Here is a 19,326-nt window from a genome sequence, read left to right as displayed (position 1 = left end):
GACACCCTCAACCCTTCTTCTGCGCAAACAGCGCATCCAGGCTCTGCTCGAACGCGTGATAACCGATGGCGTCGTACAGCTCCATCCGCGTCTGCATGGTGTCGACCACGTTCTTCTGCGTGCCATCGCGGCGCAGCGCGGCGTACACGTTTTCGGCTGCCTTGTTCATGGCACGGAATGCCGACAGCGGGTACAGCGCCAGTGACACCCCGGCCGAGGCCAGCTCTTCGGTGGTGTACAACGGCGTGGCGCCAAACTCGGTGATGTTGGCCAGGATCGGCGCGCGCACGCGGTCGGCGAAGGTCTGGTACATGGACAGCTCGGTGATCGCCTCGGGGAAGATCATGTCCGCACCGGCCTCGATGCAGGCAGCAGCGCGGTCCAGGGCGGCATTGAGACCTTCCACGGCCAGGGCATCGGTACGCGCCATGATCACAAAGCTGTCGTCGAGCCGGGCATCGACGGCGGCCTTGATGCGGTCGACCATTTCCTGCTGGCTGACGATCTCCTTGTTGGGACGATGGCCGCAGCGCTTGGCGCCGACCTGATCCTCGATATGAATCGCCGCGGCACCGAACTTGTTCATCGAGCGCACGGTACGCGCCACATTGAAGGCCGAGGCGCCAAAACCGGTGTCGACATCCACCAGCAGCGGCAGGTCGCACACATCAGTGATGCGCCGCACATCGGTCAGGACGTCATCCAGGCCGGTGATGCCCAGGTCCGGCAGGCCCAGGGACCCCGCCGCCACCCCACCGCCCGACAGGTAGATGGCCTTGAAGCCTGCGCGCTTGGCAAGCAGGGCGTGGTTGGCGTTGATCGCCCCGACCACCTGCAACGGATGCTCGGCGGCGACTGCGTCTCGAAAGCGCTGGCCGGGACTGCTTTTCTGGGTCATGACTCACCTCGGGCTGTTGTTGTTGGCGTCCTGATAATGACGCTCGATATTGCGCTTGGACGCGCCGATGTGCCGGCGCATCAGGAGTTCAGCCAGTTCGCCGTCACGTTCGGCGATGGCATCGAGAATCCGGTGGTGCTCGGCGAATGCCTGGCGTGGCCGGTTGGGCGTGGCCGAGAACTGGATGCGATACATGCGCACCAGCTGGTACAGCTCGCCGCAGAGCATCTGCACAAGGGTGCGGTTGCCACTGCCCTGGATGATCCTGTAATGGAAGTCGAAGTCGCCTTCCTGCTGGTAGTAGCCGATGCCGGCCTGGAAGCGGGCATCCTGCTCATGGGTCTCCAGCACCCGACGCAGCTCATCGATCTCGGCCACGCTCATGCGCTCGGCGGCCAGACGGCAGGCCATCCCTTCGAGCGACTCGCGGATTTCGTAGAGCTCGATCAACTCGGCGTGGCTCAGCGACACGACGCGCGCTCCGACATGCGGTATCCGCACCAGCAGGCGCTGGCCCTCCAGGCGATGGATGGCCTCGCGCAGCGGGCCCCGGCTGATGCCGTAGGTGCGCGCCAGCTCTGGCTCGGAGATCTTGCTGCCCGGTGCGATCTCGCCTTTGACGATGGCCGACTGGATACGCCTGAAGACGTTTTCGGACAGGGTCTCGGTTTCGTCGTGTCCGGAGAGGACGGCATGAGTTGCTTCCGACATATTGTCGACACCTTGATGATCAATGGCGTGAAAACTAGCCTTAATGGAGGACTAAGTCAAAGACAACTTCGGTATTGTCGACAATCGTCTAATGACGAACTTATCCACCGCCAGTGCTGTCAGATTGCGACCCGCTGGCGTCAATACCTCATCGTGATAGAATGCCGCGCCTCCTACGGAGTATGGATAGTGTGTCTGCCGAGAGTTTCATACTGTCGACAGATCAACGAGGAGCTTGCGCAGTACTGCCCAGTCGCCTTGCCACGAACACCGCACAGCACCGCGCCAGGATTATGAGACTCACACCCCTTCTACTGCTGTTTTGCCTTTCCTTGCTGCCGGCCATTGGCCAGGCGGTGGAGAAGACCGTGTACGGTCTCAACGAATATGCCCGCCTGGCTGATCTGGACCTCGAAGTCGCCGCCAAGCTCGACACCGGCGCCAAGACCGCCTCGCTCAGTGCCCGCGACATCAAGCGCTTCAAGCGCAATGGCGAGAGCTGGGTACGCTTCTACCTGGCGATTGACGCCGCCCACTCGCATCCGATAGAACGACCCCTGGCCCGCGTGAGCAAGATCAAGCGACGCGCCGGTGACTTCAACCCGGACGAGGGCAAGGCCTACACTGCCCGGCCCGTGATCGAACTGAACATCTGCATGGGCCGCAACCTGCGCACCATCGAAGTCAACCTCACCGACCGCAGCGCGTTCCAGTTCCCGCTGCTGGTCGGTTCAGAGGCGCTCAAGCACTTCGATGCCCTGGTCGACCCAAGCCTTAAATACGCGGCCGGCAAACCTGCCTGTGCCACTGACGCTCACACCGCAGAGTAGATCCGATGCGCTCTCTTACCCTCCATCTGAAAGTCCTGATCACCGTACTGGTGTTGCTGGGCGTAATGGTCACGGCCTATCAGATCTTCTTCCTCGGCATCCCGGTGACCGAGGACGAGACCGACGACCTGTGGAACATCGACGCCAAGGTCGAGTTCGTCGCCAGCTCCAAGGATCCGGTCAAGATCCAGATGTTCGTGCCGCCACTGAACCGCGACTACGTCAGCCTCAACGAGAGCTTCATCTCCAATAACTACGGCGTGAGCGTCAACCGTGCCGACGGCAACCGCAAGGTGACCTGGTCGGCCCGTCGCGCCAGTGGCAACCAGACTCTCTACTACCGCCTGGTCCTGACCAAGCGCTACAGCACCGAGAAAGCCACGGTCAAAGGCCCGACCTTCCGTGACAGCCTGGCCGTCGAGGGGCCCGAGAAGATCGCCGCCGAGGCCCTGATGGCGCCTATCCGCCAGCACTCGGCCGATGTCGAGACTTTTGTCGGCGAGACCATCAAGCGGGTCAACAACCTCAACGACGACAACGTCAAGCTGCTGCTGGCCGGCGACACTTCGGCCCTGAACAAGGCCAAGGTCATCGACCTGCTGCTGTCCATCGCCCACGTGCCGATGGAAAAGGTCCACACCATCCGCCTGGTGGCCGACGTACCGCAGACGCCTGAACTGTGGCTGCGCAGCTTCAATGGCAACGACTGGCTCTACTTCAACCCGGATACCGGCGAACAAGGCCTGCCCAATGACCGCCTGCTGTGGTGGACGGGCGATGACAACCTGATCACTGTCGATGGCGGCAAGAAAGCCAACGTCACTTTCAGCATGAACAACAGCGAGATGAACGCCATCCGCCTGGCCAAGCTGACCGACGAGAATACCGACGCCGACTTCCTCGAATACTCGCTGTACGGCCTGCCGCTGCAAACACAGCAGACGTTCATGATCATGGTGATGATCCCGATCGGCGTACTGGTGATCCTGGTGCTGCGCAACCTGATCGGCCTGCAGACCCTGGGTACCTTTACCCCGGTGCTGATCGCCCTCGCCTTCCGCGAGACCCAGCTGGGCTTCGGCATCATCCTGTTCACGGTGATCACGGCCCTGGGCCTGTCCTTGCGATCGTATCTCGAGCACCTCAAGCTGCAGATGCTGCCGCGCCTGTCGGTGGTACTGACCTTCGTGGTGGTGCTGATCGCGGCCATCAGTCTGTTCAGCCACAAGCTCGGACTCGAGCGCGGGCTGTCGGTTGCGCTGTTCCCGATGGTGATTCTGACCATGACCATCGAGCGCCTGTCGATCACCTGGGAAGAGCGTGGCGGTGGCCATGCCATGAAGGTGGCTGTCGGCACCCTGTTCGCCGCGTCGGTGGCGCACCTGCTGATGATGGTGCCGGAGCTGGTGTATTTCGTCTTCACCTTCCCTGCAGTGCTGCTGGTTCTGGTGGGCTTCATGCTGGCGATGGGACGCTACCGCGGCTACCGCCTCACCGAGCTCGTACGCTTCAAGGCTTTCCTGAAGGCTGACGCCTGATGTTTGGCCTTATCAAGACCTGGAAAGCCCTGGAAGCGCGGGGCATCATGGGTATCAACCGGCGCAATGCGGACTACGTCCTCAAGTACAACAAGCGCAACCTGTACCCGATCGTAGACGACAAGATCATCACCAAGGAGCGTGCGCTCGCGGCCGGCATCCATGTGCCGGAAATGTACGGAGTGATCTCCACCGAGAAGGAAATCGACAAGCTCGACGAGATCATCGGCGGGCGCAGCGACTTCGTCATCAAGCCAGCGCAAGGCGCTGGCGGTGACGGCATCCTGGTGATCGCCGACCGGTTCGAGAGCCGCTACCGGACAGTGTCGGGCAAGATCATCAGCCACGAGGAGATCGAGCACCAGGTGTCGAGCATCCTCACCGGGCTGTATTCGCTTGGCGGGCACCGCGACCGCGCGCTGATCGAGTACCGGGTCACCCCGGACCAGATCTTCAAGAGCATCAGCTACGAAGGCGTGCCCGATATCCGCATCATCGTGCTGATGGGCTACCCGGTGATGGCCATGCTGCGCCTGCCGACGCGCCAGTCCGGCGGCAAGGCCAACCTGCACCAGGGCGCCATCGGCGTGGGCGTGGACCTGGCCACCGGCGTGACCCTGCGCGGCACCTGGCTGAACAACATCATCAGCAAGCACCCGGACACCACCAATGCGGTGGACGGTGTGCAACTGCCCAACTGGGACGGCTTCATGAAGCTGGCCGCAGGCTGCTACGAGCTCTGCGGGCTGGGCTACATCGGCGTCGACATGGTGCTGGACCAGGACAAGGGCCCGCTGATTCTCGAGCTCAACGCCCGCCCCGGCCTGAACATCCAGATCGCCAACGACTGCGGCCTGACCCAGCGCACACACGCCATCGAGGCGCATATCGAGGCGCTGGCCAAGGACGGCGTAACGGAAGATGCCGAGCAGCGCGTACGGGTCGCCCAAGGCCTGTTCGGTCACGTGCCCGGCCTCTGATCCGGCCATGGACCCGCGCACGCCTGGTGGCAGGCGCGGGTTCAGGGGCTGAATGTCGCGCTCGATGCTAGGAGCGCGGCACGCGGCAGACTACAATCGCCTCCTCTCCCATTGCCGTCCATTCGCATGCCGACCTGTACGCTCCACCCCCTGCCCTATCAGCCCGACCCTGCCGTCTGCTTTGCCCGCCTGCGCCATGCGCCCGGCGCCGTGCTGCTCGACAGTGCCCGCCCGGGCGCCGAACGCGGGCGCTTCGACCTGCTCAGCGCCTGGCCGTTGCAGCATCTGCAGGCCGCAGCGGATGAAAGCGGACTGGCTTACCTGCAGCGCCTGCGCGAGAGCCTGGCGCAGCTGGGTGAGGCGCAAATGCCTGATGGCGTCGAGCTGCCATTTGCTGGCGGACTGATCGGCTACCTGAGCTATGACTTTGGGCGGCGCCTGGAACAGCTGCCGAGCCTTGCCACCGATGACCTGGGGCTGGCGGATGCGCAATTGGGGCTGTACGCGTGGGCACTGGCCAGCGACCACCTGATGCGAACCACGCAACTGGTGTTCCATCCAAGCCTCGATGAGGCCGAGCGGCAACGGCTGATAGCGTTGTTCGAAGCACCGCCATCGGCGCAGACCACGCACTTCAAGCTGCTTTCCCCCATGCGTGGAGACCTGGATGCGGGTGAGTACCAACGCGCCTTCGACCGGGTACAGCACTACATCCAGGCGGGCGACTGCTACCAGATCAACCTGACCCAGCGTTTTCGCGCCCCCTGCCAGGGCGACCCGTGGCATGCCTACCAGGCACTGCGCCGTGCCTGTCCGACACCGTTCTCCGGCTTCCAGCTGCTGGCCGACGGCAGTGCGTTGCTGAGCTTTTCGCCAGAGCGCTTCATTCGTGTCAGCCAGGGCCAGGTCGAAACCCGGCCGATCAAGGGTACCCGCCCCCGCGCTGCGGACCCTGCCGAAGACGCACGCAACGCCGCCGAGCTGCTGGACAGCCGCAAGGACCGCTCGGAAAACCTGATGATCGTCGATCTGCTGCGCAATGACCTGGGCCGCACCTGCGAGATCGGCTCGGTGAAAGTGCCGGAGCTGTTCAGCCTTGAGAGCTATCCAAACGTGCACCACCTGGTCAGCAGCGTCACCGGGCGCCTGGCCGCCGGCAAGGACGCACTGGACCTGATTGGCGGCAGCTTCCCGGGCGGCTCGATCACCGGCGCACCGAAGATTCGAGCCATGCAGATCATCGACGAACTGGAACCCACGCGCCGCGCGCTGTACTGCGGATCGCTGCTGTACGTGGACGTGCGCGGCGAAATGGACAGCTCCATCGCCATCCGCAGCCTGCTGGTCAAGGACGGCCAGGTCAGCTGCTGGGGCGGCGGAGCGGTCGTGGCCGATTCTCAGTGGCAGGCAGAGTATGAAGAGTCGATCGCCAAGGTGCGTGTGTTGATGGAAACGCTGCAGGGTTTGTAGGCGAGGCAGGCCTGTGCGCCAATATTTGGTAATATCTGTTCATTACGAGCGCCAAGCGCCACATAAATGTATGGAAGCCGCCTGATGAGCCAACCGTTCGACGTCGCCGCCCTGGCCGCGACGTATGCCAGCAAGTCCCCGCAAGACATCCTCAAGCTCGCCTTCGAGCATTTCGGCGACGACCTGTGGATTTCCTTCAGTGGCGCCGAAGACGTGGTGCTGGTGGACATGGCCTGGAAGCTGAACAAGCAGGTCAAGGTGTTCAGCCTGGACACCGGCCGCCTGCATCCGGAAACCTACCGCTTCATCGATCAAGTCCGTGAGCAGTACAACCTGCCGATCGAGATCCTAAGCCCTGACCGCAGCAAGCTGGACCCTTTCGTCAAGGAAAAGGGCCTGTTCAGCTTCTACAAGGATGGGCATGGCGAGTGCTGCGGGATCCGCAAGATCGAGCCGTTGCGGCGCAAGCTGAGTACCGTCAGCGCCTGGGCCACCGGCCAGCGCCGCGACCAGAGCCCGGGTACCCGCAGCCAGGTGCCGGCGCTTGAAATCGACGCTGCCTTCTCCACACCGGAGCGCCCGCTGTACAAGTTCAACCCTCTGGCCCAGATGACCAGCGCTGAAGTCTGGGGCTATATCCGCATGCTCGAGTTGCCGTACAACAGCCTGCACGAACGCGGCTTCATCAGCATCGGCTGCGAGCCGTGCACCCGGCCGGTCCTGCCCAACCAGCACGAGCGCGAAGGCCGTTGGTGGTGGGAAGAGTCCACGCAGAAGGAATGTGGGCTGCATGCTGGGAATTTGATCAGCAAGGCTTGAGCCTTGCAGGGCTCTTGGGATCGAGCGACTCGTGCGCTTGGGCCTTGTGGCGCCGCATAAATCGAGCGCCGTGCGCTTGGGGCCTTGTGGCGTTGCGCAAATCGAGCGCCGCCCGCGCGGCGCTCGATCTCATGGGCGTTGCAAGACTCAAGTCATGCCAATCAATCAATGCACCGGCAACTCAACCCCCGCGAACAGCTCTTCAAGCTCTTGCTTGTTGTGACACTGGATCGCCTTGGCCATGACTTCGCGGGTCAGGTGCGGCGCGAACTTCTCGATGAAGTCGCACATGAAGCCGCGCAGGAAGGTGCCACGCCGGAAGCCGATCTTGGTGATGCTAGGCTCGAACAACTCGCTGGCATCCAGGGCAACCAGGTCGCTGTCGAGCTTGGCGTCGACCGCCATGCCGGCAACGATGCCCACGCCCAGGCCCAGGCGCACGTAAGTCTTGATGACGTCGGCGTCGGCGGCGGTGAAGACCACCTTCGGGGTCAGGCCGCGGTGGTTGAACGCCTCGTCCAGCTTGGAGCGGCCAGTGAAGCCGAACACGTAGGTGACGATCGGATACTCGGCCACGGCCTCGAGGGTAAGCTTGGGCAACTTGGCCAGCGGGTGGTTCTGGGGTACCACGACGCAGCGGTTCCACTTGTAGCACGGCATCATGATCAGGTCGCCGAACAGCTCCAGCGCTTCGGTGGCGATGGCAAAATCGACGGTGCCGTCGGCAGCCATCTCGGCAATCTGCATGGGCGAACCCTGGTGCATGTGCAAGGCGACTTCGGGGTACTGCTTGATGAAGCCACTGATCACCGGCGGCAGCGCGTAGCGTGCCTGGGTGTGGGTAGTGGCGATCGACAGGGTGCCCTTCTTCTCGTTTGAGAACTCTTGTGCGATCTGCTTGATGCTCTCGACCTTGCGCAGGATCTCTCCCGCAGTGGTGATGATGCGCTCACCGGCTGGGGTGACGCGGGTCAGGTGCTTGCCGCTACGGGCAAAGACTTCGACGCCCAACTCGTCCTCGAGCAGGCGGATCTGCTTGCTGATCCCAGGTTGCGAGGTGTAGAGGCTCTGCGCCGTGGCAGAAACGTTGAGGTCATGGTGCGCTACCTCCCAGATGTAGCGCAGTTGTTGAAGCTTCATAGGTATCCCTCAAATCAGCTGGGTGTCACCGGCGGCAGCGACGCATTTATAACTATATTAGTGGTTTGAAGAATAAATCTAGAACAATTTCGTCAAACGGGCGTTAGAAGTGGCGGGGCGCCACCTCACTCTTTTCTTCGCCCCAGATGCTGCGCCAAGGGCACCATATAGATAGGTACCGGTGACAGTTGCAGCAAACGCACCGCCGTGCGCCCCAGCGGAACCTCGGCGCCCGCGCCCTGGCAGTGGCTGCCAAAGATCAACAGGTCGACATCCAGGCGCTGTGCCTGCTCAAGAATCACCGACGCCGGATCACCCTGGCGCACCCGTACCGCCTTGATCAATGCAAGGTCTGCTTCCTCGCCCAGCTCATCGCGAAAATTGGCCAGCACCCGCTGCTCGATATTGGCCATGACCGTGTTGACGCCTTGGCTGTGCAACTGGTCCAGGGTGCGCTCGTCGAGATAGCTTTGCAGGAGGGATTCGGCGAACTGCCCCATGGGTTCTACGGCGTGAATCACGTACAGCTCTGCACCAAAGGTTCTCGCCATCACCAACGCATGCTGCATCACGAATGGCGCATACACACCGAGGTCGGTGGCGTACAACATGGATCGGATCATTCGCCCTCCTCGACTGCCACTGCGGCAGAGCAAGTTTGAGCTTAGCAGCGCCATGGGCGCTCGACTTGCCGTCTGGCGTGCTGGTGCGCCAGTGTACAAGTGCTGATTTCCGGAGAGCTTGTCGATCGGACGCCACCTGCGCAGAGCGCATGCTTTCAGTCTTGTGGCGTCCCCGTGAACGCGCTAAGGTTCCGCTCCCCGCTGCGTATATTCTTGCTGCTGGGCCGCACGGGGAATGCTGGCGGCCGGCACCCGTGACCTGACGAGTAAACGATGGCTGATTTACCGATCGACGACCTGAACGTTGCCTCCAACGAGACCCTGATCACCCCCGATCAGCTCAAGAAGGAGATCCCTCTCAGCGCCAAAGCCCTGCAGACCGTGACTGCCGGCCGCGAAGTGGTGCGCAATATCCTCGACGGCAAGGACCATCGCCTGTTCGTGGTGGTCGGCCCCTGCTCGATCCATGACCTCAAGGCCGCTCACGAATATGCTGAGCGCCTCAAGGTGCTCGCAGCCGAAGTCTCCGACACCCTCTACCTGGTGATGCGCGTGTACTTCGAGAAGCCGCGCACCACCGTTGGCTGGAAAGGCCTGATCAACGACCCGTACCTGGACGACTCATTCAAGATCCAGGACGGCCTGCACATCGGTCGCCAATTGCTGCTGGATCTGGCTGAAAAGGGCCTGCCGACCGCGACCGAAGCGCTCGACCCGATCTCGCCGCAGTACCTGCAGGACCTGATCAGCTGGTCGGCGATCGGCGCCCGTACCACCGAATCCCAGACCCACCGCGAGATGGCCTCGGGCCTGTCCTCGGCGGTAGGCTTCAAGAATGGCACCGACGGCGGCCTGACCGTGGCGATCAACGCCCTGCAGTCGGTGTCCAGCCCGCACCGTTTCCTGGGTATCAACCAGGAAGGTGGCGTGTCGATCGTCACCACCAAGGGCAACGCCTACGGCCATGTGGTACTGCGCGGTGGCAACGGCAAGCCGAACTATGACTCGGTCAGCGTCGCGCTGTGCGAGCAGGCCCTGAACAAGGCGAAGATCAAGCCGAACATCATGGTCGACTGCAGCCACGCCAACTCCAACAAGGACCCGGCCCTGCAGCCGCTGGTGATGGAGAACGTCGCCAACCAGATTCTCGAAGGCAACCAGTCGATCATCGGCCTGATGGTCGAGAGCCACCTGAACTGGGGCTGCCAGGCCATCCCCAAGAACCTGGACGAATTGCAGTACGGCGTTTCGGTCACCGACGCCTGCATCGACTGGAGCGCCACCGAAAACACCCTGCGAAGCATGCACGCCAAGCTCAAGGACGTACTGCCCAAGCGCCAGCGCGCCTGATCGAGCCGCAAAAAAAACGCCGGGCACTTGCCCGGCGTTCTGGTGTGAGGCTGCGATCAGGCCTTTTTCGAATGGCGCTGCTGACGCTCCATGTAACGCTCGACGTAGGAGCATGACGGGATCACGGTGTAGCCCATCTGCTCTGCATACTCCAGCGCCTTCTCGGTAAGCGCCGCCGCAATGCCCCGCCCGCGCAACGCGTTGGGGACGAAGGTGCGGTAGATATCGAGCGTCTGCTTGCCCAGGTCCATGTAGGTCAGGTAGGCACGATGACCGCCCACATGGGTCTCGAACTGATGACCGGCCTGGTCATGGTGGATGGTCAACGCTTCGCTCATCACTACTCCTCGCAGGCCTGATCTGCAGACCTTTACCTTACCGATGTTGATCCGGCGCAGGAACGTTCACGTCACCTGTTGCCCGTTGGACCGTCCCGCACACCCCTTTGTTCTGCAATGTGCGGCATCTTCGAATAGTAGGCGCCTCAAGCGGAAATGCTCAAGGTGCAAATTCGCAAAAAATACGATAATGGCAACGCGCCCTGCCCGCCGACTAGACTATCTACAGTTGTGGGATGTTGTAGCAACAAGACGACGGCCGACACTTAAAGTCACCTTTAGTTCAGCAAAAAGGCACTTGCGACAAGCGCTTGCAACCCCTGTGTCGGGTACATCACGGTTTTGCTACAAACCCCGACGCTCGCGTGTTCCAGCGAGATTTTTTTTGCAGTTCTTGCGCTCTGTCAGTTTACTTACTACAAGTAATGGGTACTATGTACGCCGGCCACTTTCTCTTTTCCGAGAGATGGCTATTTAATAGATTAGAAAGTCCTTGAAGGGGAACACGATGAACAACGTTCTGAAATTCTCTGCTCTGGCTCTGGCCGCAGTTCTGGCTACCGGTTGCAGCAGCGTATCCAAAGAAACCGAAGCTCGTCTGACTGCTACCGAAGACGCAGCAGCTCGCGCCCAAGCTCGTGCCGATGAAGCCTATCGCAAGGCTGACGACGCTATGGCTGCAGCTCAAAAGGCTCAGCAGACTGCTGACGAAGCCAACGAGCGCGCTCTGCGCATGCTGGACAAAGCCAGCCGCAAGTAATGGTCCCTCGGGATTGTTGAGAAGCCGACCCACTTGTGGGTCGGCTTTTTTGTGCCCGCCGTGAAGTCCCGCGGCACAAACAACGAGGCCTGCGCGAAGCAGGCCCCAGGTAACAGCATCGCGCTTACTGCAGTTCGGGCGGAATGCTCGACACCATCGGCGCGGAGCCAGCCTGCTCGATCGGCACAGCGATCTCGACCGGCATGCCATCCTCGGCCGCCACCACGTCACGGACCATGTCCCAGTTCATGCGCAGGCTGTTGGCCAGCTCTTCACGCTTGAGCAGGGCGTTGATGACCGCCGTATGCTTGTCGACTACCGAAGGATCACCCTGATCGTTCAGCGGTGTATGCGCTTCCAGATAGACCTTTCCACCACTGACGCCGAACTTGTACGGCTCATTGATGATGCGCACCGCAGTACCCACCGGGACCATCGTCGACAGCTGGAGTACATTGTTGTTGAACATGCGGAAGCAGCCATGGCTGGTACGCATGCCAATGCCGAACTTCTTGTTCGAGCCGTGTATCAGGTATCCCGGCACGCCCAGGGTGAACTTGAACGGGCCCAGCGGGTTGTCGGGACCGGCAGGTACCACCGCCGGCAGGATGTCGCCGTCGGCAGCATGCTCGGCGCGGATCGAGGCTGGCGGTGTCCAGGTCGGGTTCGGGGTCTTGGCGGTGATCTTGGTGTTGGCGATGGGCGAGCCCCATCCTTCACGGCCGATGCCCAGCGGGAAGGTGTGGACGACGTTCTCCCCCTTGGGGAAGTAGTACAAGCGATACTCGGCCAGGTTGATCACGATGCCTTCGCGCGGTCCTGGAGGCAGGACGAAGCGGGTCGGCAGGATGATCTCGGTCCCCGCGCCCGGCAACCAGGGATCGACACCGGGGTTGGCGGCGATCATCTCCAGGTAGCCCAGATCGTTGGCAGTGCCGATGTCGGCGAAGGTATCTTCGTATTTGGCCTTGATCACCTGGACCTGACCGACGACGTCTTCGCCGGGGGGTGGCAGGGGCAACTCCAGCGCAGCGGCGGGGCCGGCTGCCAGCAGGGTAGCCAGGGACAGGCAGCGGGTGACGGCGGGAAAGCGCGGCAACATCCGGGAAATCCTTCGCAAGTTCAGGTAAGTCAGGACGGCAATTGTACACCGGCCCCCTCCCCCAGCGGGAGACAACGGGCCTGTACCTGCACTACAGATGATGAAAGGCGCTCAGAGTTCCGGCCAGATCGGGCGAGTACCGCGCCGTTGCGCCTCGAGAATCGCACGGCACAGAGAGCACAGGCGGCTGTCGCGGTAGACCGTGCGCTCCACCATCGACCAGCGCGGCTGCGCGGGCAGCAGGCCGCCACAGAGCGTCCGGTCGGCGGCACCGCCCAGTTCGAGCTGACGGGTCACAAGATGAACGCGGCTTTCCTGGCAAGCGAACAGGTCGAGCTGTTCATCAGGCTCGATCAATTGATAGGCATACAGGGACCAGGCGGGACGCGGCATCGGGGGCTCCAGATCGGGGGCGCAACCTTAGCCGAAACCGGGTCCCGATTAAAGCGTCAGAGCAAGGGTTTTATCGCTGGCCAGGCATTTTCCAGCAACTGCCCCTGGGCGCCCTGCGCGGGATGGATGCCATCGGCCTGCATCAACTCCGGCACACCGCCCACGCCCTCGAGAAAGAACGGCACCAGTGGCACCTGTTTTTCGCTCGCCAGGGTTTCATACACCTGGGCAAAGGCCGTGGTATAGCGAACGCCGTAATTGGGCGGCAAGCGCATTCCGAGCAACAGCACCTTGGCACCCGCTGCGCGGGAGCGATCGATCATCGATGCAAGATTTTGTTGCAATTGCTGTGGTGGCTGCCCCCGCAGTCCATCATTGCCACCCAGCTCCAGCACCACCACCTCGGGCTTGTGCTCTGCAAGCAGCGCCGCTAGCCGCGCCTGACCGCCTGCGCTGGTGTCGCCACTGATAGAGGCATTGACCACCTTGTCGTCAAAACCTTCGTCCCGCAGCCGTTGCTGCAGCAAGGTTACCCAGCCTTGACGGGTATCCAGGCCAAAACCGGCGCTGATACTATCCCCCACGATCAGCAGCGTACCCGCTGCCGCGCTCTGGCTCAGGCAATACAGGGCCAGACCGGCACTCAACCACCACATTCGCATCGGATTCTCCATGGGCCCAAGCATTCTCGTTGCGCAGAACCTTAGCAAAGTGGTCCCCAGCGCGGAAGGCGACCTCACCATCCTCCATCAACTTTCGCTGTCGCTGGAGAAGGGCGACAGCCTGGCCATCGTCGGCGCGTCGGGTTCGGGCAAATCGACCCTACTCGGCTTGCTCGCCGGGCTCGACCGGCCCAGCGCCGGCAGCGTCATCCTCGCCGGGCAAGACCTCGGGCCGCTGGATGAAGACCAGCGCGCGCGCGTTCGCGCCGAACATGTCGGCTTCGTGTTCCAGTCTTTCCAGTTGCTCGACAGCTTGAACGCCCTGGAGAACGTGATGCTGCCGCTGGAGCTCGATGGCCGGCGCGATGCCCGCGAGCAGGCCCGCAACCTGCTCGAACGCGTAGGCCTGGGCCAGCGCCTGAGCCACTCGCCGCGCCAGTTGTCAGGGGGCGAACAGCAGCGCGTGGCCATCGCCCGCGCCTTTGCGGCGCAACCGGCGGTACTTTTTGCCGATGAGCCGACCGGCAATCTCGACAGTCATACCGGCGAACGCATCAGTGACCTGCTGTTCGAGCTCAACCAGGAGCGTGGCACCACCCTGGTACTGGTCACCCACGACGAACGACTGGCCCACCGCTGCCGCCGCCTGATCCGCCTGGATGCCGGCCACCTGGTTACCCCCCTGGAGCCCTGATGACGCGATTGCCGTTTACCCGCCTGTGCAGCCTCGCACTGCGCCAACTGCTGCGCGACCTGCGCGCCAGTGAAGTGCGCGTGCTGTTCTTCGCCTTGCTGGTGGCGGTGGCCGCCAGCACCGCCATCGGCTATTTCGGTACGCGCCTCAACGGCGCCATGCAGTTGCGCGCGAGCGAGTTCCTGGGTGCCGACCTGGTGCTGCAAGGCAGTTCGCCAGCCCAGGCCCAGCAGATCAGTGCCGGTACCGCGCTGGGTCTGCGACACGCCCGCGTGGTGGAGTTCTCGAGCGTGGTGGCCACCGATGAGGGCATTGCACTCTCGAGCATCAAGGCCGCGGACAGCGCCTATCCCCTGCGCGGCCAGGTACGCAGCGCCCCTGCGCCTTACGGCGAAGAAATCCCGGGCGGCGGTCCGGCACCCGGCGAGACCTGGGTCGAGCCGCGCTTGCTGGCCGCCCTCGGCCTGCAGATCGGCGACAGCATCGATGTGGGGATGAAATCCCTGCGCATGAGCCGGGTGCTGACCTACGAGCCAGACCGGGCCGGCAACTTCTACAGCCTGACGCCCCGGGTCCTGATCAACCTGGCTGACCTCGAGGCCACTGGCGTGGTACAGCCCGGCAGCCGGGTCACCTACCGCGACCTGTGGCGCGGCGATGTCGAGGCGCTTGCCCAGTACCGCCAGGCGGTCGAGAAAGACCTGGCCGCCAACCAGCGCCTGCGTGACACCCGCGACGGCAACCGGCAGATCGGCGGTGCCTTGGGCAAGGCCGAGCGCTACCTGAACATGGCCAGCCTGGTCGCGGTGCTGCTGGCCGGGGTGGCCGTGGCCCTTTCAGCCAGCCGCTACGCCGCCCGGCGGCTGGACGCCAGTGCCTTGCTGCGCTGCCTGGGCCTGTCCCGGCGCCAGGCGTTGGCGCTGTTCAGCCTGCAACTGGCCGCGCTCGGTGGCGTGGCCGCACTGATCGGCGCCCTGATCGGGTGGCTGGCACAGCTGGGCCTGTTCCAATTGCTGCACGGCTTGATGCCCAGTGTCGTACCGCCAGGCGGTATCGCGCCGGCATTGGCCGGGATTGGTACGGGTCTCGTGGCCCTGGCCGGTTTCGCCCTGCCGCCGCTGGCCGCGCTGGGCAGGGTGCCGCCACTGCGCGTACTGCGCCGCGACCTGCTGCCGGTTCCGCCCAGCAGCTGGCTGGTCTATGGCGCCGCGCTGCTGGCCCTGGGCCTGATCATGTGGCGCTTGAGCCTGGACCTGCTGCTGACCTTCGCTCTTCTCGGGGGCGGACTGATCGCCGCGGTGGTACTGGGCGGCCTGCTGCTGCTCGGCCTGCGCAGCCTGCGCCGGCTGCTGGCAGGCTCCCCCCTCGCCTGGCGCCTGGGCCTGGGCCAACTGCTGCGCCATCCACTGGCCGCCGCTGGCCAGGCCCTGGCGTTCGGTCTGATCCTGCTGGCCATGGCCCTGGTCGCCCTGCTGCGGGCCGAGCTGCTGGACACCTGGCAAGACCAGTTGCCCAAGGATGCGCCGAACCATTTCGCCCTCAACATCCTGCCCGACGATCGCGAGCCCTTCGCCCAGCACCTGGCGCAGATCCACGCCAACGCGGCTCCGCTGTACCCGGTGATTCCAGGACGCCTGACCCACATCAATGGCGAACCGGTCCGCGAACTGGTGAGCAAGGAGTCGACCGGCGAGCGCGCCGTGCAGCGCGACCTCAGCCTTACCTGGGCCGCCGAACTGCCCGAGGGCAACGCACTGGAGGCCGGCAACTGGTGGCAATCGACGCCGATCGAGGATCAGCTTCCCGGCGTGTCGGTCGAGAGCGAGCTGGCCACCAGCCTCAAGCTGGCCCTGGGCGATACCCTGACCTTCGACATCGGCGGACAGGAGCGCCAGGCCCAGGTCACCAGCCTGCGCTCGGTGCACTGGGACAGCTTCCAGCCCAACTTCTACATGATCTTCCAGCCCGGCACGCTGCAGGGACTGCCCACGACCTACCTGACCAGCTTCTATCTGGGCGCCGGCCACGACCAGGAGATCGTCGCGCTGTCACGAGCCTTCCCGGCTGCGACCATCCTGCAGGTCGACGCCCTGCTGGCGCAGCTGCGCAGCATCCTGGCCCAGGTCACCCTGGCGGTCGAATATGTGCTGCTGTTCGTGCTGGCAGCGGGCCTGGCGGTGTTGTTCGCGGGCCTGCAGGCCACGCTGGACGAACGCATCCGCCAGGGTGCGCTGCTCCGCGCCCTGGGTGCCGGGCGGGCACTGCTGGTCAAGTCGCGGCGCATCGAGTTCGGCCTGCTGGGCGCCGCCAGCGGCCTGCTCGCCGCACTGGGATGCGAGCTGATCACCTGGGTGCTGTACCGCTACGCGTTCGCCCTGGAGTGGAGTCCGCACCCGTGGCTGCTGGTGCTGCCACTGATCGGGGCACTGCTGGTGGGCGGAGCCGGCGTCTACGGCACCCGCCGGGCACTCAACGCCAGCCCGCTGACGGTGTTGCGGGAGGGCTGAGGTACGGCAGACCCTAGGGCTGTGGGTAGGATATCCGGTTGATCCACCAGAGGTTTTCGCCAGCTGGGGTCTGCACCACGGCTTCGTCGCCCTCCTCTTTCTTGAGCAGGGCGCGAGCCATGGGCGAGTCGATGGAGATGTAGTCGTTGCGCCCGTAGATTTCGTCATAGCCGACAATCCGAAAGCGCTTCACCTCGCCCTCTTCATTCTCGATCTCGACCCAGGCGCCAAAGAACACCCGCCCCTCCTGCTCAGGCGAGTACTCCACCACCTTGACGTCTTCGAGGCGCTTGCGCAGGTAGCGCACGCGGCGGTCGATCTCTCGCAGCAGCTTCTTGTTGTACTGGTAGTCAGCGTTCTCGCTGCGGTCTCCCAGCGACGCCGCCCAGGCGACTTTCTGGGTGATCTCCGGACGATAGACGCGCCACAGATGGTCGAGCTCGGTCTTGAGCGCCAAGTGGCCTTCGGTGGTGATGATGTTGGTGCTCAACCTGCTGTCTCCTCAGCCTCAACGCAGCGTGATCAGGCCCTGGCGCGCGACACGGGTCAGTTGGCCAATCACGGCGGCGGCCTCGGCCGCTGCCGGGGACTGGATCACCGCAAGATCGAATCGATCATTGGCGTACTGGTCAAGGCGGGCGGCGTTGTCAGTGAACTGGATCAGAAAGGCCCGGGCCTGGCCCTTGCGGCGCGACCAGCCATCGAGATGGCGCAACAAGGTGGGCTGGTGCAGGCCGCCGAGCAGGATGCGCGGGGTGCGCGAGGACTGAGCGGCAGTCAGGGGGCTCAGGCAGACACTGGTACGTGGGCAACTCATGGGGGAATCTCCGCCTCGCAAATCCCGCTGGGCAGCGGTGGGAGGCGTCACCGAACCAGCGCTTTAGCGGTATTTCGGAGGGCCCCGAGGCCTATCCCGCGCCCCGCAAGTAGCTGTTTAAATCGGCGCAAGCAGCATCCTAGAGAAGGCGCGGGCGGACTGTCAACCAGACACGGGCAAAAACCGCACGCCTGCTACCTGCGCCTGGTCGTGCGCTCCAGCTTGCCGCGTTCGCGATTGAAGGCCAGGTAGTACTTGTTGACGCTGTTGACGTAGTTCACCGGCCCCATGCCGACCTGCTCCATGGCGATCCGCTCTGTCTGGAAGAACCATTGGTTGCTGTTCAGCCCGCGCCGCCGCGCTTCGGCGCGCATGGCCTGGACCCGCTCGGGACCAAGGTTGTAGGCCGCGAGAATGAACGCCATGCGCTCGCGCTCGTTGAGCTGGGGACTGGCGAAGAACTTGCGGCGGATCAGTGCCAGGTAGCGGGCGCTGGCCTGCACGTTGCCATCGACGTTGCCGGTATTGCTGACCCCGACCCGGCGCGCGGCGGCCGGGGTCATCTGCATCAGCCCATGGGCGCCGCCCATGCCCCGCGCCTTGGGGTTGAGCGTCGATTCCTTGTAGGCCAGCGCCGCCAGGTTCAGCCAGTCCATCTGCTGGGCCGCGGCGTGCTTCTGCAACACTGGCCGTACCGACTCCAGCCGCTTGCGCTCGACCCGCGCCAAGGGGTTGTGGACCCGGTACTGGCGCCGGTAGATGCGCTCGAAGGCCGCGTCCTGGTTGGCCGGCGCACGGTAGCCCTTGAGGAACTGGTCCACGGTCACCAGCAACACACTGGCGTCGCGCCGCACGTACCAGTGCATGGCGTCCGGCGGGGCCAGTTGCAAGCGGGTGTTCAGGCGCAGGCGCGGCATCACCCGCGACCAGCGCTGGGCAATCGGCTGCTCGACCACGGTGAGGTGATAGATGCCCGCCTGCACCATCTCCAGCACGTCCTCGACGGCAAGGGTCGGATCGACCCACTCCACCTTGACCGGGGCACGCTTGCGCTGGGCCAGCTTGCGGTTGATTTCCTCCAGCACCGGGCCGGCGGCGCTGGCCGTGGTCAGGGCGATGGTCCGCCCGGAAAGCTGTTCTACCCGAGCGAAGCCGCGCTCGCCTTTGCGCCCCACCAGTGTCAGCGAGACAGGGGCCGTCAGCGGCGCAGTAGCACTCAAGCCGCGCAGTGAGGTGGGGTCGAGCAGCTCGCCTGGCGCGGCAAGGTCGCCCTCCCCGCGCTGCAGCGCGGCAAGCAGTTGCTCCTTCGCCCGGGGGATCACCTTCACCCGAATGTGCTTGCTGTCAGGGAGGCGCGCATTGAGATAGTGCTCCAGCGCCCGCAAGCGGTGATGCTCCACCCCTACCGGCTCGCCCTTCACCATGCCGGAGCTGTTGCGGCTCTGGTTGACCAGCACGCGCAGCACCTTGCTGCTGCGGATCTGCGCCAGGTCGCGGGCCTTGCTGGCCGGCACACTTTGCTGCGGTCCCGGCAGCCGTGCCTCGGCGAGCCCTGGCACCAGCAGGCCCACGCTCACGACCACTGCCAGCAGGAGCTGCAGCACGCGCGATGAAGCCAGCGGATGACGGATAAACGGCATAGGAAGTATTGGATCGCGGCGGTTGACGGCAGAAGACCCCGTTAAACAGGTGAA

20 protein-coding genes are annotated in these 19,326 nt (G+C 63.8%); 9 read left to right on the top strand and 11 right to left on the bottom strand.

Annotated features, from left to right (window positions below; translation table 11 throughout):
* Positions 1-7 precede the first annotated feature (7 nt).
* The gene (gene prpB / locus AC0ZZU_RS10120) at positions 8-898 is read right to left on the bottom strand and encodes a methylisocitrate lyase (RefSeq protein ID WP_476340415.1); all 891 of its coding nucleotides are present in this window, start codon (positions 896-898) and stop codon (positions 8-10) included.
* A 3-nt stretch (positions 899-901) separates the two neighbouring features.
* A complete protein-coding gene (locus AC0ZZU_RS10115) occupies positions 902-1,609 on the bottom strand; it encodes a GntR family transcriptional regulator (RefSeq protein WP_476340413.1) in 708 nt (235 codons plus the stop codon).
* A 293-nt stretch (positions 1,610-1,902) separates the two neighbouring features.
* On the opposite strand from AC0ZZU_RS10115, the gene rloA reads away from it, so the two are divergent.
* The 5 genes from rloA to AC0ZZU_RS10090 all read left to right on the top strand — a co-directional run bounded on the left by rloA (position 1,903) and on the right by AC0ZZU_RS10090 (position 7,246).
* Positions 1,903-2,439, top strand: a complete 537-nt coding sequence (rloA, locus tag AC0ZZU_RS10110; RefSeq protein ID WP_476340412.1) for a retropepsin-like aspartic peptidase RloA — start codon at positions 1,903-1,905, stop codon at positions 2,437-2,439.
* 5 nt (positions 2,440-2,444) lie between these two features.
* A complete protein-coding gene (gene rloB, locus AC0ZZU_RS10105; protein WP_476340411.1) occupies positions 2,445-3,977 on the top strand; it encodes an osmotic stress tolerance membrane protein RloB in 1,533 nt (510 codons plus the stop codon).
* Positions 3,977-4,957: an alpha-L-glutamate ligase-like protein gene (locus tag AC0ZZU_RS10100; RefSeq protein WP_476340409.1), complete on the top strand. Its 981-nt coding sequence runs from the start codon at positions 3,977-3,979 to the stop codon at positions 4,955-4,957. Before rloB ends, AC0ZZU_RS10100 begins: the two co-directional genes overlap by 1 nt.
* Before the next feature lie 126 nt (positions 4,958-5,083).
* The gene (gene pabB, locus AC0ZZU_RS10095; protein ID WP_476340408.1) at positions 5,084-6,427 is read left to right on the top strand and encodes an aminodeoxychorismate synthase component I; all 1,344 of its coding nucleotides are present in this window, start codon (positions 5,084-5,086) and stop codon (positions 6,425-6,427) included.
* Positions 6,428-6,511: 84 nt separating this feature from the next.
* The gene (locus tag AC0ZZU_RS10090) at positions 6,512-7,246 is read left to right on the top strand and encodes a phosphoadenylyl-sulfate reductase (RefSeq protein ID WP_476340407.1); all 735 of its coding nucleotides are present in this window, start codon (positions 6,512-6,514) and stop codon (positions 7,244-7,246) included.
* Positions 7,247-7,411: 165 nt separating this feature from the next.
* On the opposite strand, the gene cysB is transcribed toward AC0ZZU_RS10090, so the two are convergent.
* Together cysB and AC0ZZU_RS10080 are read right to left on the bottom strand one after the other, a co-directional pair.
* Positions 7,412-8,386 (bottom strand): HTH-type transcriptional regulator CysB, encoded by a 975-nt coding sequence (gene cysB / locus AC0ZZU_RS10085; protein ID WP_158460787.1) that lies wholly within the window; start codon positions 8,384-8,386, stop codon positions 7,412-7,414.
* Positions 8,387-8,511: 125 nt separating this feature from the next.
* Positions 8,512-9,009, bottom strand: a complete 498-nt coding sequence (locus AC0ZZU_RS10080) for a universal stress protein (RefSeq protein WP_158460788.1) — start codon at positions 9,007-9,009, stop codon at positions 8,512-8,514.
* Between the two features lie 273 nt (positions 9,010-9,282).
* Here AC0ZZU_RS10080 and AC0ZZU_RS10075 point away from each other — a divergent pair, with 273 nt between their 5' ends.
* A complete protein-coding gene (locus AC0ZZU_RS10075) occupies positions 9,283-10,359 on the top strand; it encodes a 3-deoxy-7-phosphoheptulonate synthase (protein WP_476340406.1) in 1,077 nt (358 codons plus the stop codon).
* 56 nt (positions 10,360-10,415) lie between these two features.
* On the opposite strand, the gene AC0ZZU_RS10070 is transcribed toward AC0ZZU_RS10075, so the two are convergent.
* A complete protein-coding gene (locus AC0ZZU_RS10070) occupies positions 10,416-10,697 on the bottom strand; it encodes a GNAT family N-acetyltransferase (RefSeq protein ID WP_476340405.1) in 282 nt (93 codons plus the stop codon).
* 508 nt (positions 10,698-11,205) lie between these two features.
* On the opposite strand from AC0ZZU_RS10070, the gene AC0ZZU_RS10065 reads away from it, so the two are divergent.
* Positions 11,206-11,457: an Lpp/OprI family alanine-zipper lipoprotein gene (locus AC0ZZU_RS10065; RefSeq protein WP_003250288.1), complete on the top strand. Its 252-nt coding sequence runs from the start codon at positions 11,206-11,208 to the stop codon at positions 11,455-11,457.
* Positions 11,458-11,581: 124 nt separating this feature from the next.
* Here AC0ZZU_RS10065 and AC0ZZU_RS10060 read toward each other — a convergent pair whose 3' ends face one another.
* The 3 genes from AC0ZZU_RS10060 to AC0ZZU_RS10050 all read right to left on the bottom strand — a co-directional run bounded on the left by AC0ZZU_RS10060 (position 11,582) and on the right by AC0ZZU_RS10050 (position 13,614).
* Positions 11,582-12,559 carry a L,D-transpeptidase family protein gene (locus AC0ZZU_RS10060; RefSeq protein WP_476340403.1) on the bottom strand — a complete coding sequence of 326 codons (978 nt, stop codon included), beginning with the start codon at positions 12,557-12,559 and terminating at the stop codon, positions 11,582-11,584.
* 111 nt (positions 12,560-12,670) lie between these two features.
* Entirely contained in the window at positions 12,671-12,952 is a 282-nt protein-coding gene (locus AC0ZZU_RS10055; protein ID WP_476340402.1) for a hypothetical protein, read from the bottom strand.
* A gap of 56 nt (positions 12,953-13,008) precedes the next feature.
* A complete protein-coding gene (locus AC0ZZU_RS10050; RefSeq protein WP_476340401.1) occupies positions 13,009-13,614 on the bottom strand; it encodes an arylesterase in 606 nt (201 codons plus the stop codon).
* A gap of 10 nt (positions 13,615-13,624) precedes the next feature.
* On the opposite strand from AC0ZZU_RS10050, the gene AC0ZZU_RS10045 reads away from it, so the two are divergent.
* Both AC0ZZU_RS10045 and AC0ZZU_RS10040 read left to right on the top strand, forming a co-directional pair.
* Positions 13,625-14,308 carry an ABC transporter ATP-binding protein gene (locus AC0ZZU_RS10045; protein WP_476340400.1) on the top strand — a complete coding sequence of 228 codons (684 nt, stop codon included), beginning with the start codon at positions 13,625-13,627 and terminating at the stop codon, positions 14,306-14,308.
* A complete protein-coding gene (locus AC0ZZU_RS10040; protein ID WP_476340399.1) occupies positions 14,308-16,815 on the top strand; it encodes an ABC transporter permease in 2,508 nt (835 codons plus the stop codon). The genes AC0ZZU_RS10045 and AC0ZZU_RS10040 overlap by 1 nt, the downstream gene beginning before the upstream one ends.
* Positions 16,816-16,828: 13 nt before the next feature.
* Here AC0ZZU_RS10040 and greB read toward each other — a convergent pair whose 3' ends face one another.
* The 3 genes from greB to AC0ZZU_RS10025 form a co-directional block, all read right to left on the bottom strand.
* A complete protein-coding gene (gene greB / locus AC0ZZU_RS10035; protein WP_476340398.1) occupies positions 16,829-17,305 on the bottom strand; it encodes a transcription elongation factor GreB in 477 nt (158 codons plus the stop codon).
* Between the two features lie 18 nt (positions 17,306-17,323).
* Positions 17,324-17,632, bottom strand: a complete 309-nt coding sequence (locus AC0ZZU_RS10030) for a hypothetical protein (RefSeq protein ID WP_476340397.1) — start codon at positions 17,630-17,632, stop codon at positions 17,324-17,326.
* 194 nt (positions 17,633-17,826) lie between these two features.
* Entirely contained in the window at positions 17,827-19,272 is a 1,446-nt protein-coding gene (locus tag AC0ZZU_RS10025) for an MltF family protein (protein ID WP_476340396.1), read from the bottom strand.
* Positions 19,273-19,326: the final 54 nt, after the last annotated feature.

This window comes from Pseudomonas sp. JE3303, assembly GCF_056312565.1.
This window is presented reverse-complemented; position numbering and strand designations above follow the sequence as displayed.

Bases quoted from the DNA above. Each gene is read 5' to 3' on its own strand.
- AC0ZZU_RS10070 (WP_476340405.1), bottom strand. From the start codon at position 10,697: ATGAGCGAAGCGTTGACCATCCACCATGACCAGGCCGGTCATCAGTTC.
- AC0ZZU_RS10115 (WP_476340413.1), bottom strand. From the start codon at position 1,609: ATGTCGGAAGCAACTCATGCCGTCCTCTCCGGACACGACGAAACCGAG.
- AC0ZZU_RS10090 (WP_476340407.1), top strand. From the start codon at position 6,512: ATGAGCCAACCGTTCGACGTCGCCGCCCTGGCCGCGACGTATGCCAGC.
- rloA (WP_476340412.1), top strand. From the start codon at position 1,903: ATGAGACTCACACCCCTTCTACTGCTGTTTTGCCTTTCCTTGCTGCCG.
- AC0ZZU_RS10040 (WP_476340399.1), top strand. From the start codon at position 14,308: ATGACGCGATTGCCGTTTACCCGCCTGTGCAGCCTCGCACTGCGCCAA.
- AC0ZZU_RS10030 (WP_476340397.1), bottom strand. From the start codon at position 17,632: ATGAGTTGCCCACGTACCAGTGTCTGCCTGAGCCCCCTGACTGCCGCT.
- AC0ZZU_RS10025 (WP_476340396.1), bottom strand. From the start codon at position 19,272: ATGCCGTTTATCCGTCATCCGCTGGCTTCATCGCGCGTGCTGCAGCTC.
- AC0ZZU_RS10080 (WP_158460788.1), bottom strand. From the start codon at position 9,009: ATGATCCGATCCATGTTGTACGCCACCGACCTCGGTGTGTATGCGCCA.
- cysB (WP_158460787.1), bottom strand. From the start codon at position 8,386: ATGAAGCTTCAACAACTGCGCTACATCTGGGAGGTAGCGCACCATGAC.
- AC0ZZU_RS10050 (WP_476340401.1), bottom strand. From the start codon at position 13,614: ATGCGAATGTGGTGGTTGAGTGCCGGTCTGGCCCTGTATTGCCTGAGC.
- AC0ZZU_RS10065 (WP_003250288.1), top strand. From the start codon at position 11,206: ATGAACAACGTTCTGAAATTCTCTGCTCTGGCTCTGGCCGCAGTTCTG.
- AC0ZZU_RS10055 (WP_476340402.1), bottom strand. From the start codon at position 12,952: ATGCCGCGTCCCGCCTGGTCCCTGTATGCCTATCAATTGATCGAGCCT.
- pabB (WP_476340408.1), top strand. From the start codon at position 5,084: ATGCCGACCTGTACGCTCCACCCCCTGCCCTATCAGCCCGACCCTGCC.
- prpB (WP_476340415.1), bottom strand. From the start codon at position 898: ATGACCCAGAAAAGCAGTCCCGGCCAGCGCTTTCGAGACGCAGTCGCC.
- AC0ZZU_RS10045 (WP_476340400.1), top strand. From the start codon at position 13,625: ATGGGCCCAAGCATTCTCGTTGCGCAGAACCTTAGCAAAGTGGTCCCC.
- AC0ZZU_RS10060 (WP_476340403.1), bottom strand. From the start codon at position 12,559: ATGTTGCCGCGCTTTCCCGCCGTCACCCGCTGCCTGTCCCTGGCTACC.
- AC0ZZU_RS10100 (WP_476340409.1), top strand. From the start codon at position 3,977: ATGTTTGGCCTTATCAAGACCTGGAAAGCCCTGGAAGCGCGGGGCATC.
- rloB (WP_476340411.1), top strand. From the start codon at position 2,445: ATGCGCTCTCTTACCCTCCATCTGAAAGTCCTGATCACCGTACTGGTG.
- AC0ZZU_RS10075 (WP_476340406.1), top strand. From the start codon at position 9,283: ATGGCTGATTTACCGATCGACGACCTGAACGTTGCCTCCAACGAGACC.